This window comes from Nocardioides sp. P4_G4 (genome assembly GCF_056401085.1).
In genome coordinates this window covers 1-22499 of the sequence record NZ_JBFUKA010000045.1, presented here as the reverse complement: position 1 = coordinate 22499, position 22499 = coordinate 1, and the positions used below count along the sequence as shown (strand labels likewise).

Below are 22499 nucleotides of genomic sequence, written 5' to 3'. Positions count from 1 at the left end.
ACGCGGGCAGGGCAACCGCTGGTGGACGAGCAGGGTCGCGACGGCCCGACCCGCGGTCAGGTGGCGTGCAGGTGGGCGGCAGGACGCTGCAGGAGTGAGCACCGAGGGCAGCAGGGACCGGTCGCGACTGCGACACCGGCTCGTGTACGCCGCGGGGGCGGGGGCTGGTGCGCTCGCCCTGCTCCTGGTGCTGCCGCGGGTCTCCGGGGCGCCCTGGCGCACCGTCGCCACGGCGGTGGCCGCGGTGCCCGCCGGAGCGCTCCCGGTCCTCGTGGTCCTGTGGCTGGCCGGGTTGCTCGCGCACACGCTGACCCTGACCGCTGCCCTCCCGGGGTTGAGCCACCGTCGTGCCCTGCTGCTGAGCCTGACGGGAAGCGCGGTGGCCAACGTGCTGCCGGTCGGGGGTGCGGCCGGTGTCGCCCTCAACTACCGGATGACGCGGCGGTGGGGATTCACCCCGTCGGGGTTCGCTGCCTACACAGCGGTCACCAACGCGTGGGACGTGCTGGCCAAGCTGGCACTGCCCCTCGTCGTGCTGCCGCTGGTCATGGTCGGGATCCCCGTGGGGGCGGGGTGGGACGGCGCGATCACCACTGCCGCGATCACCCTGCCTGCGGTGGCCGGCACGGGGGGCCTGCTCCTCGTCCATCAGGGAGCCCTGGCGCGTCTCGGCGCCCGTGCCGAGACGGTCCGGGTCACGGCACTGCGCGTGGTCGTGGCGGGCTGGGGGCGGCTGAGCGCCGGGATGTCGCTCTACCTGGCGCTGTTGTTCGTCCTGCTCCTCGGGTGCCTGCACGTCACGGGGGCCGCCGTCCCGTGGCAGGTCGTCCTGGTGGCGTTCTGCGTGGAGCGCCTGGCGACACTCGTAGGACTCACCCCGGGCGGGGTGGGGGTCGTGGAGGTGGGACTGGCCGGCGCACTGATGCTGGCTCCGGACGCATCGCCCGCAGGGGTGGCCGCCGGGGTGCTCGTCTACCGCGCCCTCACGTTCGGCCTCGAGATCCCCGTCGGGGGCCTGCTCCTGGCCGGGTGGACCTGGCGCCAACGGGTGGCGGCATGAGGATCGTGCACGTCACCGACTGCTACCTGCCTCGCGTGGGAGGGATCGAGCTGCACGTGCGGGACCTCGCCGCCGCGCAGGTCGGCCAGGGCCACGAGGTCACCGTGGCGACGCGGACGCCGCCGGGGGAGGAGGCGGACCCGGTCCACGTACGCCGGATCCGCTCCGCCTCCGACGACTGGCTGGGCGGCCTCGGGGCGGACGTCGTCCACGCGCACGTCTCGATCGTGTCGCCCTTCGCCCTGGCCACCGCTCGTCGGGCATCCCTGCTCGGACTCCCGACGGTCGTGACCGTGCACTCGCTGTGGGCCCACGCGGGACCCTTGCCGCTGCTGGCCCGTGAGGTCTGGGGGATGCGTGACTGGACCGTGACGTGGTCGGCGGTGAGCGAGCGGGCGGCCATCCCGGTCCACGAGCTGCTCGGCAACCCCGTGCACGTGCTGCCCAATGCCRTGGACCTGGACGRCTGGACACCTGCCCCGGTGCTCCCCTCGGACGATCCGCCCCGAGTGGTGAGCGTGATGAGGCTGACGCGGGTCAAGCGGGCGGTCCCGCTGGCCAGGATCCTGCGGATCGTCTCGGAGCAGGCCGACCTGCAGGCGACGATCGTCGGCGACGGCCCCGAACGCTCGGCCCTCGAGCGACACCTGCGCAGGTACGGGTTGACCGACCGGGTCGAGATGACGGGTGCGCTGGACCGAGAAGCGATCCGACAACGTCTCGCGGGAGCCTCCGTGTTCCTGGCCCCGGCCCACCGCGAGTCCTTCGGGATCGCCGCGCTCGAGGCTCGAGCCGTGGGCGTGCCGGTGGTCGCGAGTGCGCGTTCGGGGATCACGACGTTCATCGAGCACGGCCGGGACGGCCTGCTTGGTGAGAGCGACGACCAGCTCGCCCACCAGGTGGTGGCACTGCTGCGTGACGAGCGCCTGCGCGCAGACCTCGCGTGGCACAGCCGGGCCGTCCCGCCTGACTTCGGGTGGCCGTCGGCCCTGGCGCGCAACGAGGAGCTCTACCGGGTCGCCGTACGGTCCAGCGGCGCACCGCCGCGTCGCGGACGGAGCAGGGCGGTGGGGGTCTGATGGGGACCGGCGGACCGTTCACCGTGGTGTCCTTCCACGCGCATCCCGACGACGAGGCCCTGCTCACGGCCGGTACGTTGGCGCGCGCCGTCGCGGAGGGCCATCGGGTGGTGCTGGTGCTGGCCACCTCGGGGGAGTCCGGGCTCGCGCGCGGCGCTCCGGACGCCGAGGAGCTGGGCCGCCGCCGCGGCGAGGAGCTCCGCGCGTCGGCCGCGGCGATCGGCGCCGCACGGGTGGTCCTGCTGGGCCACGCGGACTCGGGATGGCCTGCGGGCCCGGTGCGCGGGCGAGCCGGTACCTTCGCGGACCTGGACCCGCATGCCGTCGCCGAGGAGCTGGCCGAGGTCCTGCGCGAGGAGGGTGCTGACGTCCTCACGACGTACGACGCTGCCGGCGGCTACGGCCACCCCGACCACGTCCAGGTGCACCGGGTGGGCGCGCTCGCGGCCCGCCTCGCCGGCACCCCGCTCGTCCTCGAGGCGACGGTGGACCGGGAGCTGCTGGTGCGGGTCACCCGCCTGCTGCGGAGACTGTCCACCGTCCTGCCGATGCCCCGCCTGCCCGCCATGGAGGACGCCTTCACCGCCCGGGCTGGGCTCACGCACCGGGTCGACGTCCGCGGGCAGGTGGAGACGAAGGAGCGGGCGCTGCGTGCGCACGCCAGCCAGACGGGTGCCGACCGGGGCGTGCGCACCGTGGCGCTGCTCCTCCGTCTCCCCGGCCCCGTGCGTCGGAGGGTGCTGGGGACCGAGTGGTTCCGAGAGGTGGGCCGGGCGCCGGGAGCGCCGCTGATCGACGACGTCTTCGCCTCGCTGCGTCGCGGCGAGGCAACCGGCTGAGGGACCGGGCCCGACCCTCACCACATCGTGGCCACGACTCTCCGTCCGACTTGCACGACGACCGGAGTTCCGTCAGGGTAGGCTTGACGCAGTCGTGGGTCGGGTTTCACGGGGGTGAGCCCGACCTACGGCTGTCTCCCGGTCGGTCGGGACGAGCGGTTCAGGCGGTGCTGCTGTTCTTGCGGACCTTGTTTCCGGCGAAGCGCTCCCAGGCCGCCTGACGCGACACCCCGAGGGCCTGGCCGATCTCGGCCCAGGAGAGATTGCGCTCACGCGCCATCTGCACCCACTCGCCGAGGAAGCCGTTCACCTGCGTCGCCGTGTCGGCGATCAGTGGGAGCTTGGCCAGGATCTCGGTGTCCGACATCTTGTCCCACGGCGGCCGCGAGATGGTCTCGAGCAGCTCCGGAGAGCTGAACTTGTGGTGGTAGAACTCCAGGCAGTCGACGCACATCATGGCGCCGAGCCCACCAGCGAACCTGGTCTCGGAGGTCCCTTGGAATCCGCAGAAGGAACACGACTTGTTGGCGGAGTCGAAGTCCATGCCGTGTCCTCTCGCTGTCGTGGCTGTCCGGCGCGGCGGATGCGCCCGAGATCGTCTGCCTGAGCTCCAGCATGGCACAGGAGTACACGCCGTCCCATGCGGTGAGCCCGGTGCAGCTCGTCACGTCCTGGACTTGGCCTGGACCGGTTCCGGGGGACAGGGTGGACCCCGTGCAGACCGGGGCGGTGCCGATCGAGGCGGTGGTGCTCGACATCGGGGGAGTCCTCGAGGTCATCGACGACTCCCTCTTCCCCGGGCCCTGGCCGGCGCGGCTGGGGTTGTCGGACGAGCAGTTCGCGGAGYGGCTCGACGGGCTGCCCGGCGACCCGATGCTCGGGGAGGTCACCTGGCCCGAGGTGCTCGACCACTGGCGGGCACGGCTGGGGTTGACCGCGGCCCAGGTGACCGGGATCGAGGAGGACTACTGGCGGTGGTACGTCGGCACCCTCGACCGCGTGCTCTTCGACTGGTTCGTGGGTCAGCGGCAGCACCGCCTGACCGCGATCCTGTCCAACTCGAGCCCGGGCGCGCGCGAGCGGGAGCGCTGCCACGGCTTCGAGGCGGTCGTGGACGACCTCGTCTACTCCCACGAGGTGGGCCTCGCCAAGCCCGACCCGGCGGTCTACGCGCTGACCGCCGAGCGGCTCGGCGTACGACCGGAGCAGGTCCTCTTCCTCGACGACACCGAGGTCCGGGTGGCCGGGGCACGCTCGGCCGGCTGGCACGCCGTGCACCACGTGTCGACCCCGGTCTCCATCGCCGCGATGGAGCGGATCATCGCCGAGACGTCGCAGTGATCAGTCCCGGTCGCCCCCGGGGCCCTCGTTGCGCAGCCGGGGCTCCGTGCGCTTCTCGGGGTGCAGGCCGTGCTTGTCGGCGTAGAACGTCCGGATCAGGTCCATGTCGGCCGCCAGGTCGCCGGTCGGCGTGAAGGTCGGGCCCGAGCCGACCGTGCGCGAGGGACCGTCCATGAACGCCAGCGTGATCGGGAGTCCCGTCTGCTGGGAGAGCCGGTAGAAGCCGGACTTCCAGTGGTCGGTGCGGCTCCGGGTGCCCTCCGCGGCGATGGCGAGCAGGAAGTCGTCGGTGGCCCCGATCTCCTCGATCAGCGCGCGGATGTCGGCGGCGGGGTTCGACCGGTCGATGGACACCGCCCCGGTGGCCCGCATGACCGGGGCCAGCGGACCACGGAAGAACTCCTGCTTGACCATGATGCGCGGCTGCCGGCCCTGGCTCCACGCGAGGAGCAGGGAGAAGACCCAGTCCCAGTTGGACGTGTGCGGGGCGCCCACCACGATGCCGTGCGAGGGCAGCGTCCCCACGGTGCGCCAGCGCACCAGGCGCAGGACGGTGCGGGCGAGACGGGGGCGGACCACCATGCGGGACATGGGCGCAGGCTACTGGTGCCCGGCGCCTGACCCGTGGCGCCGAAACCGGGGTGAGCCCCCTCCGGTCGGGCCGATAGCATCGAGGCGTCCGCTCATCGAACTGAGCACCGCCGATACAAGGAGCACCCCGTGTCCGAGATCAAGGTCGTCCGCACCCACGCTGGTCAGCGTGAGGAGCAGACCCTGACGACGGGCACCAAGGCCTGGGAGCTCTTCAAGGACGACGCCGACGTCATCGCGGCCCGCGTCGGCGGCGACCTCCGGGACCTGGCCCACGTGCTGCAGGACGGCGACGAGGTCGAGGGCGTCGAGATGAGCAGCAAGGACGGTCGCGACATCCTGCGGCACTCGACGGCCCACGTGATGGCCCAGGCCGTCCAGCAGCTGTGGCCCGAGGCCAAGCTCGGCATCGGCCCGCCGGTGACCGACGGCTTCTACTACGACTTCGACGTCGCGACCCCGTTCGTCCCCGAGGACCTGGTCAAGATCGAGACCGCGATGCGCAAGATCATCAAGGCCAACCAGCGCTTCGAGCGTCGCGTCACCACCGACGCCGCCGCGATCGACGAGCTCCAGGACGAGCCCTACAAGCTCGAGCTCATCGGTCTCAAGGGCGGCGCCGGCGCCGACGACACCGAGGGCGCCGACGTCGAGGTCGGCGGCGCCGAGCTGACCATCTACGACAACATCGGCCGCGACGGCCAGGCGGCCTGGTCCGACCTGTGCCGCGGTCCGCACCTGCCGACCACCAAGCGCATCCCGGCCTTCAAGCTGATGYGCACCGCGGCGGCCTACTGGCGCGGGGACGAGAAGAACAAGCAGCTCCAGCGGATCTACGGCACCGCCTGGGAGGACAAGGAGGCGCTGGAGGAGCACCTCCACCGCATCGAGGAGGCGGAGCGTCGCGACCACCGCAAGCTCGGCCGTGACCTCGACCTGTTCAGCTTCCCCGACGAGATCGGCTCGGGCCTGGTGGTCTTCCACCCCAAGGGTGGCGTGATCAAGCGGGTCATGGAGGACTACGTCCGCCAGCGCCACATCGAGGAGGGCTTCGACTACGTCGGCACCCCGCACATCAGCAAGGAGGGACTCTTCCACACCTCCGGGCACCTGCCGTACTACAAGGACACGATGTTCCCGCCGATGGAGTTCGAGGGGTCGGACTACTACCTCAAGGCGATGAACTGCCCGATGCACAACCTCATCTTCCGCAGCCGCGGACGGTCCTACCGCGAGCTGCCGCTGCGGCTCTTCGAGTTCGGCAGCGTCTACCGCTACGAGAAGTCCGGTGTCGTGCACGGCCTGACCCGCGTGCGCGGGCTCACCCAGGACGACAGCCACTCCTACGTCACCCCCGAGCAGGCCCCGGCGGAGGTCGAGCACCTGCTCGACTTCGTGCTCGGCCTGCTGCGCGACTTCGGGATCGACGACTTCTACCTCGAGCTCTCGACCCGCGACGACTCCAAGCCCGACAAGTTCGTGGGCACCGACGAGGACTGGGCGACCGCCACCAAGGTCCTCGAGGACGTGGCCGTGGACTCCGGACTCGAGCTGGTTCCCGACCCTGGCGGGGCGGCGTTCTACGGCCCCAAGATCTCGGTCCAGGCCCGGGACGCCATCGGCCGCACCTGGCAGATGTCGACCATCCAGTACGACTTCAACCAGCCCAAGGGCTTCGGGCTCGAGTTCGCGGCCGCCGACGGCTCGCGCCAGCAGCCGGTGATGATCCACTCCGCGAAGTTCGGCTCCCTGGAGCGCTTCTTCGGCGTCCTGGTCGAGCACTACGCCGGCGCCTTCCCGCCCTGGCTCGCGCCCGTCCAGGTCCAGGCGATCCCGATCGCCGAGCGGCACAACGACTACCTGTACGACGTCGCGCGGCAGATGAAGGTGGCCGGGCTGAGGGTCGAGGTCGACGACTCCGACGACCGGATGCAGAAGAAGATCCGCAACGCGCAGCTGCAGAAGGTGCCGTTCATGATGATCGCCGGCGACGACGACGTCGAGAAGGGCGCTGTGTCGTTCCGCTACCGCGACGGGCGCCAGGACAACGGCGTACCCCTGGAGGAGGCCATCGCCCGCGTGCAGCAGGCGGTCGCCTCCCGTGAGCAGGTCTGACCGCGCCGTGCCGGATCCCGACGGCCTGACCCGGCTGTGGACGCCGTACCGGATGGCCTACGTCCGCTCGGACACGACCGCCGACGGGTGTCCCTTCTGCCGGATCCCTGAGGGTGACGACGAGGACAGCCTCGTCGTCGCCCGCGGCGGGTCGACGTACGCCGTGCTCAACCTGCACCCCTACAACCCCGGCCACCTGATGGTGCTGCCCTACCGGCACGTCGCGGACCTCGAGGACCTGACCGACCAGGAGTCGCGCGAGCTGATGGCCATGACCCAGCGGGCGATCCGCGCCATCCGCAGTGTGAGCGACCCGCACGCCTTCAACGTCGGCATCAACCTCGGCGGCCCGGCCGGGGGGTCGCTGGCCGACCACCTGCACCAGCACGTCGTCCCGAGGTGGTCCGGGGACGCCAACTTCATCACCGTGATCGGCGGGACCAAGACCCTGCCCCAGCTGCTCGAGGACACCCGCGCCCTCCTCGCGGAGGCCTGGCTCGACTGACTAGCGCCCCGGCGCGAGGCCGTGCGGGTACTCCGCGGCGCGTCCCTGGAAGGACAGGATCGCGGGGTTCTGGATGCGGCCGTCCCGGATCTCGATGGCGCGGCTGATGGTCTCGTTGGCGTCCCACGCGTCCGGACCCGACAGCACGGTCTCCAGGAACGGGCGCAGGGCCTCGCTGTTCTCCCAGGTGGCCGAGTTCCACAGGTACGACGGGCTGTGGTCGACGGCGTAGTAGTGGACGCGGTCGCCCACGGTGAACATCGGGTCGTCGAAGGTCGTCGGGACGGCCCACGAGAAGCCCATCCCCTCGTCGCACGACACGTCGACGATGAGGCTGCCCTGCCGGAACGCCGCGAGGTCCTCGGTCCGCAGGTAGGTGAGCGGCGCGGCCGGGTCCTGGAGCGTGCAGTTGACGACGATGTCGTTCTCGGCGAGGTAGGCGGCCAGGGGCTCGCGGCCCCGGTCGGTGATCACGTGGCTCACGGACGGGTCGTGCGGGTCGCGGTCGAACTGGCGGATCCGCACCGAGTGGATGGGGGAGCCGACGGCCGCGACCCCACGGTTGGTGAGCACGGCGACCTCGCTGACGCCGTGGGCGTTGAGCGCGGTGACCGCGCCGCGGGCGGTGGCACCGAAGCCGATCACCACGGCGCTGAGCCGACGACCGTAGGTGCCGGTGATGCCGACGAGCTGCATCGCCTGCAGCACCGAGCAGTAGCCCGCGAGCTCGTTGTTCTTGTGGAAGACGTGCAGCCCGAAGCGGCCGTCCACCGTCCAGTGGTTCATCGCCTCGAAGGCGATCAGGGTGAGCTCCCGGTCGATGGCCAGCTGGGTCAGCTCGGGGTCCTGCACGCAGTGCGGCCAGCCCCAGAGGACCTGGCCGGGCCGCATGGCCGCCACGTCCTCGTGCTGGGGCTTCGGCAGGACCACCACGTCGGAGCCGGCGATGATCTCGTCGCGGGACGCGAAGCCGGCCACGTGCTCGGCCAGCTCCGCGTCCGAGCGCCCGAAACGCTCGCCGTACCCGTGCTCGAGGGTGATGCGCCCCGCGATCGCGGGGTCGAGGCGCGACAGGTGCTCGGGGTGCAGCGGGAGCCGGCGCTCGTTCTCCTTGGCGGACGTCCCGATGACGCCGAGGCTGAGGAGGCTCACTTCTTCTTGGGGGCCAGGCCCTCGACGGCGGTGCTCGTCCCCGCGGCCTTGGCGTGCTTGTCGGCCCGCTTCTCCTTGATGGACTTGCCGGACTTCTTCGTCATTCCTTGCCGTGGCGACTTGTCGCTCATCGGGGCTCCCTGGTCGGAAGCCTGGATGGCTCCGTGGTGCCACAGTACGCCGCCCCGCTAGCGTGGGCGCCGTGGACGACTCCCGTGTGCTGCTCCCCGATGTCGACGTCGCCAGGATCCTGGTCGAGGAGGCGGGTGCGCTGGCCCAGGCCATGCTCCGCAGCGGCCTGCAGGCGGAGACCAAGACGCACGTCTCCGACATCGTGACCGCCGCCGACAAGGCGGCCGAGGCGCACGTCGTGGAGACCCTGCGACGACTCCGGCCCGACGACGCCGTCGTGGGGGAGGAGGGCACCGACGTGTCCGGCACCAGCGGAGCCACCTGGGTGATCGACCCCGTCGACGGCACCTACAACTTCCACCGTGGGCTCGACTGGTGGTGCAGCGCCGTGGCCCTGCTCGACGGCGACGAGCTCGTGCTGGGGGCGGTGCACCACCCGGCCTCGGGCGACGTCTTCGTGGGCGGGCCGCGGCTGCCCACCACGGTCCGGGGGCAACGACTCGCCTCGCTGGCCGACCGGCCGCTGGCCGAGTCGTGCGCGACGACGTACCTCCACCCGCCGTTCTACGACGGCGAGATCGGCGCGGCCTTCCAGCGTGCCGTCTCCGGGGTGGCGACCTTGCGGATGATGGGCTCGGGGACCATGGACGCGGTCGCGATCGCCCAGGGCCGGTGCGACGTCCTCTTCCAGCACACGGTGCCCGACTGGGACCGGCTGCCGGGCGCCGCGATCATCCGCGGCGTCGGGGGCGAGTCCCGGGTGGTGCACGCGGCCGGGGTCGACTGGCACGTCGCCGGGGTGCCCACGGCGGTGGCCGAGGTCTGCGCGGCCCTCGTCGCCGAGTAGCCTCGCCGCTGTGGAGAAAGACAACGGGCCCCGTCCGAACGTGCTGAGCCAGTCGGTCCTGGACCGGTTCAAGGGGTTCTGGCAGGGCGTCGTCCTCGCGCCCGTCGTGCGGCTCTTCGTGCGGATGGGCATCAGCCCCGACGCCGTCACCGTGGTCGGGACCGTGGGCGTGAGCGCGGGAGCGCTCATCTTCTTCCCGCAGGGCATGCTCTGGCAGGGCGTGCTGTTCATCACCGTCTTCGTCTTCAGCGACCTCATCGACGGCCAGATGGCCCGCACGATGGGGCGCACGGACCGCTTCGGCGCCTTCCTCGACTCCACCCTCGACCGCATCGCTGACGGCGCCATCTTCGCAGGGCTGGCGCTGTACTTCGCGTGGGCGGCCGAGGACCGTCTCTACCTGTGCCTGGCGCTGGTCTGCCTGGTGATGGGCTCGGTGACGTCGTACGCGCGCAGCCGTGGCGAGGGGCTGGGCTTCAACGCCAAGACGGGCATCGCGGAGCGGGCCGACCGGCTGGTGGCGATCCTCGTGCTGACCTTCTTCGGCGACGTGCTCGACCTGCCGATCCTCTACGAGGTGGCCCTGTGGCTGCTCGCGGTCGCGAGCACCGTGACGGTGCTGCAGCGGGTGCTGCTGGTCCGCCGCCAGGCCCTGGCCGAGATCGCCCCGGAGGGTCCCGCGCAGCCCTGATCCACCGCACTGCGCAGGGCCCGGTCCCGACGTGGGGTCCGCCGTGTCGCCGTCCTAGGATTGAGCCATGTCCGACTCCCCGCAGGCCCCCGCCACCGGCACCTCGCGCGTCAAGCGCGGCATGGCCGAGATGCTGAAGGGCGGCGTCATCATGGACGTCGTCACCGCCGACCAGGCCAAGATCGCCGAGGACGCCGGCGCCGTCGCCGTCATGGCCCTCGAGCGGGTCCCCGCCGACATCCGCGCCCAGGGTGGCGTGTCCCGGATGAGCGACCCCGACATGATCGACTCGATCATCGAGGCCGTCTCGATCCCGGTCATGGCCAAGGCTCGCATCGGCCACTTCGCCGAGGCCCAGGTCCTGCAGTCCCTGGGCGTCGACTACATCGACGAGTCCGAGGTGCTGACCCCGGCCGACTACGCCAACCACATCGACAAGTGGCACTTCACCGTGCCGTTCGTGTGTGGTGCCACCAACCTCGGCGAGGCGCTCCGGCGCATCACCGAGGGGGCCGCCATGATCCGCTCCAAGGGCGAGGCCGGCACGGGCGACGTCTCCAACGCCGTCATGCACATGCGCACCATCGGCGCCGAGCTGCGCCGCCTCCACGGCCTGTCCGAGGACGAGCTGTACGTCGCGGCCAAGGAGCTCCAGGCGCCGTACGAGCTGGTCAAGGAGGTCGCCGGGACGGGCAAGCTCCCCGTGGTCCTGTTCACCGCCGGCGGCATCGCCACCCCCGCTGACGCGGCGATGATGATGCAGCTCGGCGCCGAGGGTGTGTTCGTCGGGTCGGGCATCTTCAAGGCCGGCAACCCCGCCCAGCGGGCCGAGGCGATCGTCAAGGCCACCACGTTCTTCGACGACCCCGACGTCGTCGCCAAGGTCAGCCGCGGCCTCGGCGAGGCCATGGTCGGCATCAACGTCGACGAGATCCCGCAGCCGCACCGGCTCTCCGAGCGCGGTTGGTGAGGTCCCGCGCGCGTGTCCGTGGCGGTCGCGGGGGAGTCCCCCGCGACGCACGGGACTGACACGTCCGGGCTACTCGGGGGCCACTGGTCCAGACCGGTCGGACGGGTGGGTGACACGGCAAGGTAAAGGGTCTTCCACGGGCGGTGAAACGCTCCAACTCTTTGGCGCGGAGGCGGGTCGAGGCCCGTCAAGGTTCTGTCAAGAGGTTCCGGACTCGGGCCTCGCACAGACCTCATCGAAGCCCAAAGGATCCTCCCCATGAAGAACACCACCAAGGGTGCTTTCGCCGCCTCCGCCGCCGCCGTCCTGCTGCTCGGCGGTGCGGGCTCGCTGGCCTACTGGAGCGACGCCGAGACCATCCAGGGCGGCGACGTCACGGCCGGCAACCTGTCGCTGGACGCCCCCTCGTGCGACGCGACGTGGAAGTACGCCACCGGCAAGGCCGGCGCCGGCAGCACCGTCGTGCGCTTCGTGCCGGGCGACGTGATCACCAAGAAGTGCACCTTCGTCGTGCGCGGCTCGGGCGACAACCTGGCGGCCACGCTGACGACGCCCGCGACCTACAACATCGGCACGGGCGACGTGTCGGCCACGGTCGCTGCGGCGTACACGCTCGGCACCACGGCGATCGGCAACTCGGCCCAGGTCACCTCCGCCGACAACGGCAAGACCGTCACCGCGACCCTCACCGTCACGTTCCCCTACGGCACGGCCGAGACGGGCTCGCCGGCGGTCAACACCAACAGCTCGCAGGGCGACACCGCGGTGCTCAACGACATCGCCGTCTCGCTCGTCCAGAACAACCCGAACGCCTGATCCGCGGATCCGGGACCCGAGTCGATGAGGGCCGTACTGGGATGGACCGGCCAGGTGTTCGCCTGGCTGGTCATCCTGGCCGTGGTGGCGGTGCTGGCCGTGGCCGTGCTGGTCCCGCGGCTCGGCGGCGCGACGCCGTACACGATCCTCACCAGCTCCATGGAGCCCGGCATGCCGCCGGGCACCCTCGTGGTGGCCCGGCCCGTCGACCCGTCCGAGATCTCGGTCGGCACGGTGATCACCTACCAGCTCGAGTCCGGCAGGCCCACCGTCGTGACCCACCGCGTCGTTGCCGTCGGCGTCGATTCCACCGGTGAGCTGCGCTTCACCACCCAGGGGGACGCCAACAGCACCCCCGACGCCGCCACCGTGCGTCCCGTGCAGGTCCGTGGCGAGCGCTGGTACGCCGTGCCGCAGCTCGGCCGCCTCAACACGCTCCTCAACGGCCACGAGCGACAGCTGCTCGTGTACGCCGCCGCCGCGCTGCTCCTCGGCTACGCGGGCTGGCAGTTCCTCGCCGCCCTCCTCACCCGGCTGCGCCGCCGCGCAGCGACGGGCGCGGTCCCGGGACAGCCCGCGTGACGGGACTGGTCGCCACCCGCGCTCCGGCCCCCTCGCCGCCGGTAGCCTCACCGGCATGGCTCGGGTGCTCGCAGGGGCACGACGCCGTCGGCTCCCGGCAGGCGTCGGTCGTGCGACGGCCCGGTGAGCGCCGGGTGCTGGGCTCGGTGCGCGTGCGTGCCGCCCTTGCCCTCGGTGTCCTCGTCGCCCCCCTCGGCGTCAACACGATGGCCTACTGGTCCTCCCGCGTCGTCATCGCGCCGGGCGCCGTCCAGGCCGGCACCTTCGACCTCAAGGTCAACGGCGGCGACCAGCAGGTCCCCCTCGGCCTCGACGTCGTCGACATGGCGCCGAACACCTCCACGGCCGCGGTGGTCACGCTGAGCAACGCGAGCAGCGGCGACAACGCGGTCATGACCTACACGGTCGACGCCACCACGGTGGACACCGCGCCCACCGGCACGGGGGCCGCGCTGACCGCGAAGGTCACGACCGCCTCCGCCGTCACCACCTCGGGCACCGGCAAGACGTGCCAAGGGACGGTCGTGCCCTCGTCGTCGTCCTTTGCCGGGACGCTGGTCGGCACGCCTCAGGCGCTGCCGTCCGGCCAGAGCCGGACCCTGTGCATCCAGGCCAACCTGGGACCGACCGCCCCCGCCGGCGGCCGGACCACGATCACGGTGACGTTCAAGGCCGTGCAGAAGGACCCCAACCCGTGACGATCGACATCTCGCCCGCCCCCGCCCGGTCGGCGTCGCGCGACCTGCACCGGGTCGCGGACGTCGCGCTGACGGTCGCGGCCGTGCTCGGCGGGCTGTCGCTCGTCGCCGCGCTGGTCCTGGCCGTCGCCGGCATGACGCCGCTCGTCTTCACCTCCGGCTCGATGGGGCCCGCGATCCCGGCCGGGTCGCTGGCGCTGGCCCGCTCCGTGCCCGTCGAGGACCTGCGGGTCGGTGACGTCGTGTCGGTGCCGGACCTCCAGGGAACCCGGGTCACCCACCGTGTCGTCGCCATCGACGACGCCGGCCTGACCCTGCAGGGGGACGCCAACCTCACGGCGGACGCCGGTGCGTACGACGTGGTGGACGCCGATCGCGTGCTGCTGTCGGTGCCGCACGTGGGGACCGCCCTGGCTGCCGCGACCGGACCCGTCGGGCGCGGTGCGCTGCTCGGGGTGGCCGCGGTCCTCCTGCTCGTCCTGGTCCGGCCGCGGTCCGGGTCGCGACCGTCGCGGTCCGAGTCCGTCGCGGTGCTCGCCGCCCTGGCCACCGTGGCCGGCGTCGGGGTGGGGGTCGCCCGGGCACCGGAGGGGACGACGGCGTTCTGGACCGACACCGCGAGTGCGTCCAGCCAGATCTCCGTGGTCAAGGCCTCGTCGCTGCCCGAGAAGCCGGTCCTGACGGGCTGCGCCCGACAGGGGAGCGGGGCCTCCCTGACCTGGACGTCGACGTCCGACCCGACCAGCTTCCAGATCCGCTACCAGGGCCCGACCACCGAGACGCCCGTCGGCGGCGCGGCCCGGACCGCGGCGACCGTCAACGCCAACCTCCACAACTCGGTCGGCGAGATCTGGGTCGTGGCGATCACGGGCGGGCTCGAGTCGGAGTCGAACCACTTCCGCTACAGCGGCAACGGCAGCGGCGCGAGCTGCGTCGCCGTCCGGTAGTCCTCCTTCAGCGCAGCGCGGTCGTGACGACCGCCGCCGCGTCCGCGAAGCCGTAGGCCGCCCGGTCGGACAGGTCCGGCCGGCCGAGGCGCACCACGAGGGTCCGCGAACGCGGGTCGACGAGGAGCACCTGGCCGCCGAGACCCAGGGCGGCGTACGTGGAGCGCGGCGCCTGCGGTGCCAGCTGCCCGGCCACCGGCGTCAGGGGCTGGCCCTGCGCGTCGACCGGGTCGGTGGCGCCGCGCAGCGGACCGGGACGGTTGAGCCACCACAGCAACCCGTAGGCCGCGTTGTGCGGGGTCGACGACCTGCCCACCGACGCGCTCACGTAGCCGCGCGACAGGATCCGCTGCCCGTCCACCGCTCCCCGGCCCAGGTACAGCCGGCCGAAACGGGCCAGGTCCAGGCAGGTGGTCTGCAGGCCGAAGAAGACCGACGTCGAGCGGCCGCTGGCGTCGCGCCCCATCCGGGTGTGCGTCATCCCCAGCGGGGCGAACAGCCGTCGGGCGGCGAACCGGTCGACCGGCGTCCCGGTGGCGTGGCGCAGCACCGCCTCCAGCACCTGGATCGCCGCGTTGTTGTAGGCCCACGTGCTGCCCGGCGGGTACTGCTGGGGCAGGTCCACGGCGTACCGGGTGCGGTTGCGGGCCTGCACGAGAGCGCCGTAGTCGGAGTCCATGGACCAGAACCGGCCGCTGTCGTTGGAGAGCAGGTTGCGCACGGACACGCCCTCCGAGGCGGTGCCGCGCCACTGCGGGACGTAGCGCGAGACCCGGTCGTCGAGACGCAGCGACCCGTCGCGCACGGCGATCCCGACCAGGGCGCTGGTGACCGACTTGGTGATGGAGAAGACCTCGCGGGGGGTCGTGCGCGCCTGGCCCCAGTTCCAGTCCCGCGCGAGCCGGCCGTCGCGGACCACGGCGTAGCAGGTCGAGTCCGCGGTCCTCGCCTCGGCGGCCAGCGCCTTCAGCCTGGCGGGACGCAGCCCCAGGGCGGCTGGGCTCGCCGTGGCCCACCCGTCCACGCGGTCCCGCGGCGGCGACGCGAGGACGGCCGGGGCGCTCCCGAGGACGAGCAGGGCGGACACGGCCGCCGCGGCGACGGCGGTGGCACGGGAGGGCCTCATGCGGGCGAGGATACGGACCTCACCGGTCCGTAGGATCCTCGCTCGTGAACCAGACGATCGGGGTCCTCGCCCTCCAGGGCGACGTGCGCGAGCACCTGCGGGCCCTCACCGCGTGCGGCGTGACCGCGACCGCCGTACGACGACCGGCCGAGCTCGCCGCCGTGGACGGGCTGGTCCTCCCGGGCGGGGAGTCGACCACGATGATCAAGCTCGCCCGGATCTTCGAGCTCCTCGAGCCCCTGCGGGCACGCGTCGCCGAGGGCCTGCCGGTCTTCGGCACCTGCGCCGGGATGATCCTGCTGGCCGACCGGGTCCAGGACGGGGCACCGGGCCAGGAGACGGTCGGCGGCCTGAACGTGACCGTGCGCCGCAACGCGTTCGGCCGGCAGGTCGACTCCTTCGAGGAGGACCTCCACGTGGAGGGGATCGACGACCCCGTGCACGCCGTCTTCATCCGCGCACCGTGGGTCGAGGAGGTCGGTCCCGGTGTCGAGACGCTGGCGCGCGTGGCCGCCGGACCGGCCGCCGGTAGGATCGTCGGCGTTCGCCAGGGTCACCTGATGGCGACCTCCTTCCATCCGGAGGTCGGCGGGGACACGCGGGTCCACGAGCTGTTCGTGGACCTGGTGCGCAGGCACTGACCGCGCGGACCACGCCGTACTGCTCCGGAGAAGAAGAGGGACCCATGTCTGGCCACTCCAAGTGGGCGACCACGAAGCACAAGAAGGCCGCGATCGACGCCAAGCGCGGCAAGCTGTTCGCCAAGCTCATCAAGAACATCGAGGTGGCGGCCAAGCAGGGCGGCCCCGACCCCACCGGCAACCCGACGCTCTTCGACGCGATCCAGAAGGCCAAGAAGAGCTCGGTCCCCAACGACAACATCGACCGCGCCCTCAAGCGCGGCTCCGGTGCCGAGGCGGGCGGCGCGGAGTACTCCACGATCATGTACGAGGTCTACGGCCCGGCCGGCGTGGCCATCCTGGTGGAGTGCCTCACCGACAACAAGAACCGCGCGGCCATGGAGGTCCGGACCGCGGTCACCCGCAACGGCGGCACCCTGGCCGACCCGGGATCGGTGTCGCGGCTCTTCGCCCGCAAGGGCGTCGTCGTGGTGCCCAAGGCCCAGGAGACGCGCGAGGTGTCCGAGGACGACGTCCTCGAAGCCACCCTGGACGCGGGGGCCGAGGAGGTCAACGACCTCGACGAGGCGTTCCAGGTGCAGTCCGAGGCGACCGACGTGGTCGAGGTGCGCACCGCGCTCCAGGCCGCCGGCATCGACTACGACTCGGCCGACGTGGAGTTCGTGGCCAGCATGGAGATCCCGGTCGGCGACAGCGACTCCGCGGGCAAGGTCTTCCGCCTCGTCGACGCGCTCGAGGACCTCGACGACGTGCAGAACGTCTTCACCAACGTCGACGTCCCCGACGAGGTCCTCGCCCAGCTCGAGGACGCCTGACTCGCGCGTGCGGCAAAGTCCCCGCTCAGGCGGGGAGTTTGCCACCTCGTGACGGTTGCAACGGTCACACAGCGCAGGACTCGCCCACCCAGTGCGGGTCGTTCGCCCGGTTCCGGCGTGTCGGGACCGGGCCGGACCGTCCGCGACCGTAGCGTGGCCGTACGAACAGATGTTCGGACGACCCGACGTGACGACGGTGAGGAGACCGGTCCCATGCGCGTGCTCGGCATCGACCCCGGCCTCACCCGCTGCGGGGTCGGCGTGGTGGAGGGCTCCCTCGGCCGACCGCTGAGCCTCGTCGACGTCAACGTGCTGCGCACCAGCGCGGGCGTCCCGGTGGCCGAGCGGCTCGTGACCATCGAGAAGGGCCTCGACGCCTGGCTCGACGAGTTCCGGCCGGACGCCGTGGCGGTGGAGCGCATCTTCGCCCGATCCGACGTCAGCACCATCATGGGCACCGCCCAGGCCAGCGGCATCGCGCTGGTGGTCGCGGCCCGCCGGGGCCTGCCGGTCGCGATGCACACGCCCAGCGAGGTCAAGGCCGCCGTGTCCGGCAGCGGGCGCGCCGACAAGGCGCAGGTCACCGCGATGGTGACCCGCATCCTGCGCCTCGACGCGCCCCCCAAGCCCGCCGACGCCGCCGACGCACTGGCCCTGGCCATCACCCACATCTGGCGCGGCAGCGCCCAGGCACGCATCGACGCCGCGCTCGCCGCGGCCGGGAGGAAGCAGTGATCGCATTCGTCCGCGGCGAGGTCGCCGCCGTCACGCTGACCAGCGCCGTCCTCGAGGTCGGCGGCGTCGGGCTCGAGCTGATGTGCACGCCGGGCACGCTGGCCACGTTGCGCGTCGGSCACCAGGCGATGCTGCCCACGAGCATGGTCGTCCGCGAGGACTCGCTGACCGTCTTCGGCTTCCTCGACGAGGACGAGAAGCAGGCCTTCGAGCTCGTCCAGACCGCGTCCGGCGTGGGGCCCAAGCTCGCCCAGGCGATGCTCGCGGTGCTCACGCCCGACGACCTGCGCCTCGCGGTCGCCACCGAGGACGTCAAGACCCTCACCCGGGTGCCGGGCATCGGCCAGAAGGGCGCCCAGCGCATCATCCTCGAGCTCCGCGACCGGATCGGTCCGCCGGTCGGTGCGAGCGGGCGTACGTCGTCCGCCGTGGTCGTCGACCCGTGGCGCGACCAGGTCCAACAGGGCCTGGTCGGCCTCGGCTGGTCGGCCAAGGAGGCCGACAAGGCCATCGAGGCGGTCTCCGACCAGGCCGGCGCGAGCCCCGACGTCCCCGCCCTGCTCCGTGCCGCGCTGCGCACGCTGAGCAAGGCCTGAGGGGACGTCCGCGATGCCGATCGACTGGGACGACACCGACGAGGGCGACCTCGACGTCTCCGAGGCGGACCTGACCCCGGCGGAGGCCGCCCACTTCCGCCGCCTCACCGACGCGGACGCCGACGGCGACGAGCGAGCAGTCGAGGCGGCCCTGCGTCCCAAGAGCCTCGACGAGGTCGTCGGCCAGACGCGGGTGCGCGACCAGCTCGGGCTGGTGCTCGAGGCGGCGCGCCGGCGGGGCAAGGCTCCTGACCACGTGCTGCTGTCGGGGCCTCCCGGCCTCGGCAAGACCACGCTGGCCATGATCATCGCCGGGGAGATGTCGTCGCCGCTGCGCCTGACCAGTGGGCCCGCCATCACGCACGCCGGCGACCTCGCCGCGATCCTCTCGGGACTCAACGAGGGCGACGTGCTCTTCGTCGACGAGATCCACCGGATGTCGCGCCCGGCGGAGGAGATGCTCTACATGGCGATGGAGGACTTCCGGGTCGACGTCGTCATCGGCAAGGGCCCCGGCGCCACCGCGATCCCGCTGGAGATCCCCCCCTTCACCCTGGTGGGCGCCACGACCCGCGCCGGGCTGCTGCCCGGTCCGCTGCGCGACCGCTTCGGCTTCACCGCCCACCTCGAGTTCTACGAGCCGCACGAGCTGGACCTCATCGTGCACCGCTCGGCGGGCCTGCTCGGCGTCGAGCTCACCCCCGAGGGGTCCTCGGAGATCGCCTCCCGGTCTCGGGGGACACCCCGCATCGCCAACCGCCTGCTGCGCCGGGTGCGGGACTTCGCCCAGGTGCGTGCCGACGGCGTGGTGACCCTGCCGGTCTCCCGCTCGGCCCTCGAGCTCTACGAGGTGGACGAGTCCGGCCTCGACCGGCTCGACCGTGCCGTGCTCGACGTCCTGTGCCGCCGCTTCGGGGGAGGTCCCGTCGGGGTCGCCACCCTGGCGGTCGCCGTGGGCGAGGAGCGCGAGACGGTCGAGGAGGTCGCGGAGCCGTTCCTGGTCCGCCTCGGCCTCCTGGCCCGTACGCCGCGCGGCCGGGTCGCCACCCAGGCCGCGTGGCGCCACCTCGGCCTGTCGATGCCCGCCGGCGCCGGCATCGAGGGCTCGTTGTTCGACGACATGTGACGCGGCTCCCACCCCGGCACGTACACTCCACCGTTGGTCCGCCCCGAGCACGTCAGATGCTCGTGAGGATCGCCGTCTCACTCCCTGACTCGCGAGGTACTCGACCGTGACGGAGCTCGTCTCCTTCCTGCCCCTGGTGGCCATTGCCGTTCTCTTCTGGCTGATGGTGATTCGCCCCGCCTCCCGCCGCCAGAAGAACCTGGCTCGCATCCAGTCCGCCCTGCAGCCGGGGCAGCGCGTGATGCTGACCTCCGGCATCTTCGGGTCCGTGGTGTCCGTCGTCGACGACCGCGTCCGGGTGGAGATCGCCCCCGGCGTCGTGGTCGAGGTCGTCCGGCCCGCGATCGGCTCGGTCGAGGACGCGCCCGAGGACGACGGCCCCGGCCTGCCGCCCACCACGACCGAGGGCGAGGCCTGAGGTGGCGCGTCGCCCCCGGCCCGGTCGCACGCTCGTCGTCTTCTTCCTCGGGCTCCTGGTCGCCTACGGGCTCGTCGCGGTGGCCGGCACCTGGACCCCCAAGCTGGGTCTCGACCTCCAGGGCGGCACCCGCATCACCCTGATCGCCCAGGGTGACGTGTCCACCGACCGTCTGGCCGAGGCACGCGGGATCATCGAGGACCGGGTCAACGGCTCCGGGGTCTCCGAGGCCGAGGTGTCCACCCAGGGCAGCAAGTACGTCGTGGTGGAGATCCCCGGCGAGAGCCGTCGCGACCTCGTCGAGACGGTCAAGCGCCAGGCGCAGATGCGCTTCCGCGTCGTCGCCGCGCAGGCCGCGGGGACGGCCGGTGCCGGGACCGCGGGACAGGGGAGCGACCCCACCGTCCCGGGCACGCCCGACGGTGGCGCGGGCACCCAGCCGCAGGTCACCCCCTCGGGCAAGCCCAAGCCGGCGCCCAAGAAGCGCGCGCCCTACTCCTGGAGCGACCAGACCAGCAGCGAGTCGCCCAGCCCGAGCCCGTCCGGGACGACGACCCCGAGCCCCGCGCCCCAGCAGGGGGACGGTGGCACCGACGCCGGGTCGCAGAGCAACATCGACGACCCGCTGACGTGGATCGACAACCCCGACGCCGAGTCGCTGGCCGCCTTCGACGCCTTCACGTGCCCGACCGACGGCCAGCCCGCCGAGGTGGTCGACGACCCCGACAAGCCGCTGGTCACCTGCGACGAGTTCGGCCGCAAGTTCCTGCTGTCCAAGGCCATGATCGAGGGCACCGACCTCGCCGGCGCGAGCACGCGCACGCCGGACAGCCAGAGCGTCGAGTGGGGCGTCGACCYCGACTTCGACCGCCAGGGCACCGAGACCTTCGCGGAGATCTCGCGCGCGCTGGTCAACACCCAGAAGCTCTTCGCCATCGTCCTCGACGGCCAGGTCATCTCGGCGCCCACCATGAACGGCCTGATCCTGGACGGCAACGCCCAGATCACCGGCCAGTTCACCCAGGCCGAGGCCGACAGCCTCTCCACGAGCCTCAAGTACGGCGCGCTGCCCATCGCCTTCGAGAAGGACCCGCCGGTCGAGCTGGTGGGTCCGTCCCTGGCCGGCAACCAGCTCCAGGCCGGCATCACCGCCGGCCTCGTCGGGCTGCTGCTGGTGATGCTCTACTGCCTGGTCTACTACCGCGGGCTGGGCCTGGTGGTCATCGCGTCGCTGCTCGTGGCGGCCGCGCTGACCTACGCCATGGTCGTGCTGCTGAGCGAGGGCGCGGGCTTCACGCTCTCGTTGCCGGGCATCGCCGGCCTGATCGTCGCGGTGGGCATCACCGCGGACTCGTTCATCGTGTTCTTCGAACGGATACGCGACGAGATGCGTGACGGCAAGTCCATGCCGGTGGCCGTCGAGTCCGGCTGGGCCCGGGCCCGCAAGACCTGCCTGGCGGCCGACGGGGTCTCGCTGCTCGCGGCGGTGGTGCTCTTCGTCTTCGCCGCCGGCGTGGTGAAGGGCTTCGCCTTCACCCTGGGCCTCTCCACGATCATCGACCTGGTGGTCTTCTTCTGGTTCACCAAGCCGATGGTGTCCTACCTGGCCCGCTACCCGTTCTTCAACCGAGGGCACGCCCTGTCCGGCCTCAGCCGCGACACCCTGGGCCTCGAGCCCCGCACGGCAGGAGCGAACGCCTGATGGGCGCCTTCTCACGGCTCGGCAACGAGCTCTACTCCGGCAAGCGCTCAATCGACTTCGTCGGCCGGCGCTGGCTCTGGTACGCCGTCTCCGCGCTGATCGTGGCGGTGGCCGTCCTGGGCCTGTGGTCCAAGGGCCTCAACATGGGCATCGAGTTCACCGGGGGTGCGGAGTACCGCGTCTCGCTGCCGGCGGACCAGGTCACCCAGGACACCGCGGACGAGCTGCGCGTGGCGGTGGCCGGCTCCGGCGTCGACGCCGCCAGCTCCCCGGTCGTCACCACGTCGGGGTCCGAGGCGATCATCGTCCAGACCGAGCCCGTCGACACCGCGGAGAGCGAGCAGATCGTCACCACGATCCTCGACACCACGGGCGCGAGCGCCGAGGACATCTCCCAGACCGAGATCGGCCCCAGCTGGGGCAAGGAGGTCGCCCAGCGCTCGCTGCTCGGCCTGGCGGTGTTCCTGGTCCTGGTGGTGCTGTTCATCTGGGCCTACTTCCGCGAGTGGAAGATGTCGGTGAGCGCGATCGTGGCCCTGGCCCACGACGTGCTCATCACGATCGGCGTCTACGCCCTCTCCGGCTTCGAGGTCTCGCCGGCGACGGTGACCGGCATCCTCACCATCCTGGGGTTCTCGCTCTACGACACGGTGGTGGTCTTCGACAAGGTCCGCGAGAACACCCACGAGCTGAAGAAGTCGCGGCTCTCGTACGCCGAGGCGGCCAACCTGGCCGTCAACCAGACGTTGGTGCGCTCCATCAACACCTCGATCGTGGCCCTCATCCCGGTCGCGGCGATCCTCTACGTCGGCGTGGCACAGCTCGGCTCGGGGTCGCTCAAGGACCTCGCCCTGGCCCTCTTCGTGGGCATGGCGGCCGGTGCGTACTCCTCGATCTTCATCGCGACCCCGCTGCTCGTGCAGCTCAAGTCCGGCGAGAAGGACGTGGACCACGACGAGCGTCGGGCCGCGGCCC

26 protein-coding genes are annotated in these 22499 nt (G+C 71.9%); 21 read left to right on the top strand and 5 right to left on the bottom strand.

What is annotated here, in order from left to right; translation table 11 throughout:
- The first annotated feature begins 94 nt into the window (after window positions 1-94).
- The 3 genes from AC1DQF_RS12000 to AC1DQF_RS11990 are packed head-to-tail and all read left to right on the top strand — an operon-like array spanning window position 95 to window position 2978.
- Entirely contained in the window at window positions 95-1060 is a 966-nt protein-coding gene (locus tag AC1DQF_RS12000) for a lysylphosphatidylglycerol synthase domain-containing protein (RefSeq protein WP_477525448.1), read from the top strand.
- Entirely contained in the window at window positions 1057-2139 is a 1083-nt protein-coding gene (locus AC1DQF_RS11995) for a glycosyltransferase family 4 protein (protein WP_477525447.1), read from the top strand. The genes AC1DQF_RS12000 and AC1DQF_RS11995 overlap by 4 nt, the downstream gene beginning before the upstream one ends.
- Complete coding sequence (locus AC1DQF_RS11990; RefSeq protein WP_477525446.1) at window positions 2139-2978, top strand: PIG-L family deacetylase; 840 nt, start codon at window positions 2139-2141, stop codon at window positions 2976-2978. Before AC1DQF_RS11995 ends, AC1DQF_RS11990 begins: the two co-directional genes overlap by 1 nt.
- Window positions 2979-3138: 160 nt before the next feature.
- Here AC1DQF_RS11990 and AC1DQF_RS11985 read toward each other — a convergent pair whose 3' ends face one another.
- The gene (locus AC1DQF_RS11985; RefSeq protein ID WP_477525445.1) at window positions 3139-3522 is read right to left on the bottom strand and encodes an AsnC family protein; all 384 of its coding nucleotides are present in this window, start codon (window positions 3520-3522) and stop codon (window positions 3139-3141) included.
- A gap of 170 nt (window positions 3523-3692) precedes the next feature.
- On the opposite strand from AC1DQF_RS11985, the gene AC1DQF_RS11980 reads away from it, so the two are divergent.
- Window positions 3693-4319: an HAD-IA family hydrolase gene (locus AC1DQF_RS11980; protein ID WP_477525444.1), complete on the top strand. Its 627-nt coding sequence runs from the start codon at window positions 3693-3695 to the stop codon at window positions 4317-4319.
- Here AC1DQF_RS11980 and AC1DQF_RS11975 read toward each other — a convergent pair whose 3' ends face one another.
- The gene (locus AC1DQF_RS11975; protein ID WP_477525443.1) at window positions 4320-4910 is read right to left on the bottom strand and encodes a 1-acyl-sn-glycerol-3-phosphate acyltransferase; all 591 of its coding nucleotides are present in this window, start codon (window positions 4908-4910) and stop codon (window positions 4320-4322) included.
- A 129-nt stretch (window positions 4911-5039) separates the two neighbouring features.
- Here AC1DQF_RS11975 and thrS point away from each other — a divergent pair, with 129 nt between their 5' ends.
- Entirely contained in the window at window positions 5040-7025 is a 1986-nt protein-coding gene (gene thrS, locus AC1DQF_RS11970; RefSeq protein ID WP_477525442.1) for a threonine--tRNA ligase, read from the top strand.
- Window positions 7012-7530: an HIT family protein gene (locus tag AC1DQF_RS11965; RefSeq protein WP_477525441.1), complete on the top strand. Its 519-nt coding sequence runs from the start codon at window positions 7012-7014 to the stop codon at window positions 7528-7530. Before thrS ends, AC1DQF_RS11965 begins: the two co-directional genes overlap by 14 nt.
- Here AC1DQF_RS11965 and AC1DQF_RS11960 read toward each other — a convergent pair whose 3' ends face one another.
- Together AC1DQF_RS11960 and AC1DQF_RS11955 are read right to left on the bottom strand one after the other, a co-directional pair.
- Window positions 7531-8682: a N(5)-(carboxyethyl)ornithine synthase gene (locus AC1DQF_RS11960; protein WP_477525440.1), complete on the bottom strand. Its 1152-nt coding sequence runs from the start codon at window positions 8680-8682 to the stop codon at window positions 7531-7533.
- Window positions 8679-8813, bottom strand: coding sequence for a hypothetical protein (locus tag AC1DQF_RS11955; protein WP_477525439.1), 135 nt, complete (start codon window positions 8811-8813; stop codon window positions 8679-8681). The genes AC1DQF_RS11960 and AC1DQF_RS11955 overlap by 4 nt, the downstream gene beginning before the upstream one ends.
- 71 nt (window positions 8814-8884) lie before the next feature.
- Between AC1DQF_RS11955 and AC1DQF_RS11950 the strand changes: the two genes are divergently transcribed.
- From AC1DQF_RS11950 to AC1DQF_RS11920, 7 genes are all read left to right on the top strand, one after another.
- Window positions 8885-9661, top strand: a complete 777-nt coding sequence (locus AC1DQF_RS11950; RefSeq protein WP_477525438.1) for an inositol monophosphatase family protein — start codon at window positions 8885-8887, stop codon at window positions 9659-9661.
- Window positions 9662-9671: 10 nt separating this feature from the next.
- On the top strand, window positions 9672-10352 hold the full coding sequence (gene pgsA, locus AC1DQF_RS11945; RefSeq protein ID WP_477525437.1) for a phosphatidylinositol phosphate synthase: 681 nt from the start codon (window positions 9672-9674) through the stop codon (window positions 10350-10352).
- A 67-nt stretch (window positions 10353-10419) separates the two neighbouring features.
- Window positions 10420-11322: a pyridoxal 5'-phosphate synthase lyase subunit PdxS gene (gene pdxS / locus AC1DQF_RS11940; RefSeq protein WP_477525436.1), complete on the top strand. Its 903-nt coding sequence runs from the start codon at window positions 10420-10422 to the stop codon at window positions 11320-11322.
- A gap of 258 nt (window positions 11323-11580) precedes the next feature.
- Window positions 11581-12138: an alternate-type signal peptide domain-containing protein gene (locus AC1DQF_RS11935; protein WP_477525435.1), complete on the top strand. Its 558-nt coding sequence runs from the start codon at window positions 11581-11583 to the stop codon at window positions 12136-12138.
- A 24-nt stretch (window positions 12139-12162) separates the two neighbouring features.
- Window positions 12163-12720, top strand: coding sequence for a signal peptidase I (locus AC1DQF_RS11930; protein WP_477525434.1), 558 nt, complete (start codon window positions 12163-12165; stop codon window positions 12718-12720).
- Between the two features lie 110 nt (window positions 12721-12830).
- Window positions 12831-13418 (top strand): SipW-dependent-type signal peptide-containing protein, encoded by a 588-nt coding sequence (locus AC1DQF_RS11925; protein ID WP_477525433.1) that lies wholly within the window; start codon window positions 12831-12833, stop codon window positions 13416-13418.
- Window positions 13415-14365 (top strand): signal peptidase I, encoded by a 951-nt coding sequence (locus AC1DQF_RS11920; RefSeq protein ID WP_477525432.1) that lies wholly within the window; start codon window positions 13415-13417, stop codon window positions 14363-14365. The genes AC1DQF_RS11925 and AC1DQF_RS11920 overlap by 4 nt, the downstream gene beginning before the upstream one ends.
- A gap of 7 nt (window positions 14366-14372) precedes the next feature.
- On the opposite strand, the gene AC1DQF_RS11915 is transcribed toward AC1DQF_RS11920, so the two are convergent.
- Window positions 14373-15491, bottom strand: a complete 1119-nt coding sequence (locus AC1DQF_RS11915; RefSeq protein WP_477525431.1) for a serine hydrolase domain-containing protein — start codon at window positions 15489-15491, stop codon at window positions 14373-14375.
- 44 nt (window positions 15492-15535) lie between these two features.
- On the opposite strand from AC1DQF_RS11915, the gene pdxT reads away from it, so the two are divergent.
- The 8 genes from pdxT to secF all read left to right on the top strand — a co-directional run.
- Window positions 15536-16132 carry a pyridoxal 5'-phosphate synthase glutaminase subunit PdxT gene (pdxT, locus tag AC1DQF_RS11910; RefSeq protein ID WP_477525430.1) on the top strand — a complete coding sequence of 199 codons (597 nt, stop codon included), beginning with the start codon at window positions 15536-15538 and terminating at the stop codon, window positions 16130-16132.
- Window positions 16133-16176: 44 nt separating this feature from the next.
- On the top strand, window positions 16177-16947 hold the full coding sequence (locus AC1DQF_RS11905) for a YebC/PmpR family DNA-binding transcriptional regulator (protein WP_477525429.1): 771 nt from the start codon (window positions 16177-16179) through the stop codon (window positions 16945-16947).
- 213 nt (window positions 16948-17160) lie between these two features.
- Window positions 17161-17682 (top strand): crossover junction endodeoxyribonuclease RuvC, encoded by a 522-nt coding sequence (gene ruvC, locus AC1DQF_RS11900; protein ID WP_457206563.1) that lies wholly within the window; start codon window positions 17161-17163, stop codon window positions 17680-17682.
- A complete protein-coding gene (gene ruvA / locus AC1DQF_RS11895) occupies window positions 17679-18278 on the top strand; it encodes a Holliday junction branch migration protein RuvA (protein ID WP_477525428.1) in 600 nt (199 codons plus the stop codon). Before ruvC ends, ruvA begins: the two co-directional genes overlap by 4 nt.
- A gap of 13 nt (window positions 18279-18291) precedes the next feature.
- Window positions 18292-19404 carry a Holliday junction branch migration DNA helicase RuvB gene (ruvB, locus tag AC1DQF_RS11890; RefSeq protein WP_477525427.1) on the top strand — a complete coding sequence of 371 codons (1113 nt, stop codon included), beginning with the start codon at window positions 18292-18294 and terminating at the stop codon, window positions 19402-19404.
- Between the two features lie 106 nt (window positions 19405-19510).
- A complete protein-coding gene (gene yajC / locus AC1DQF_RS11885; RefSeq protein WP_477525426.1) occupies window positions 19511-19822 on the top strand; it encodes a preprotein translocase subunit YajC in 312 nt (103 codons plus the stop codon).
- A 1-nt stretch (window position 19823) separates the two neighbouring features.
- A complete protein-coding gene (gene secD, locus AC1DQF_RS11880; protein ID WP_477525425.1) occupies window positions 19824-21524 on the top strand; it encodes a protein translocase subunit SecD in 1701 nt (566 codons plus the stop codon).
- The coding region (gene secF / locus AC1DQF_RS11875; protein WP_477525424.1) for a protein translocase subunit SecF at window positions 21524-22499 on the top strand (976 nt) is incomplete at its 3' end. The genes secD and secF, both read left to right, overlap by 1 nt.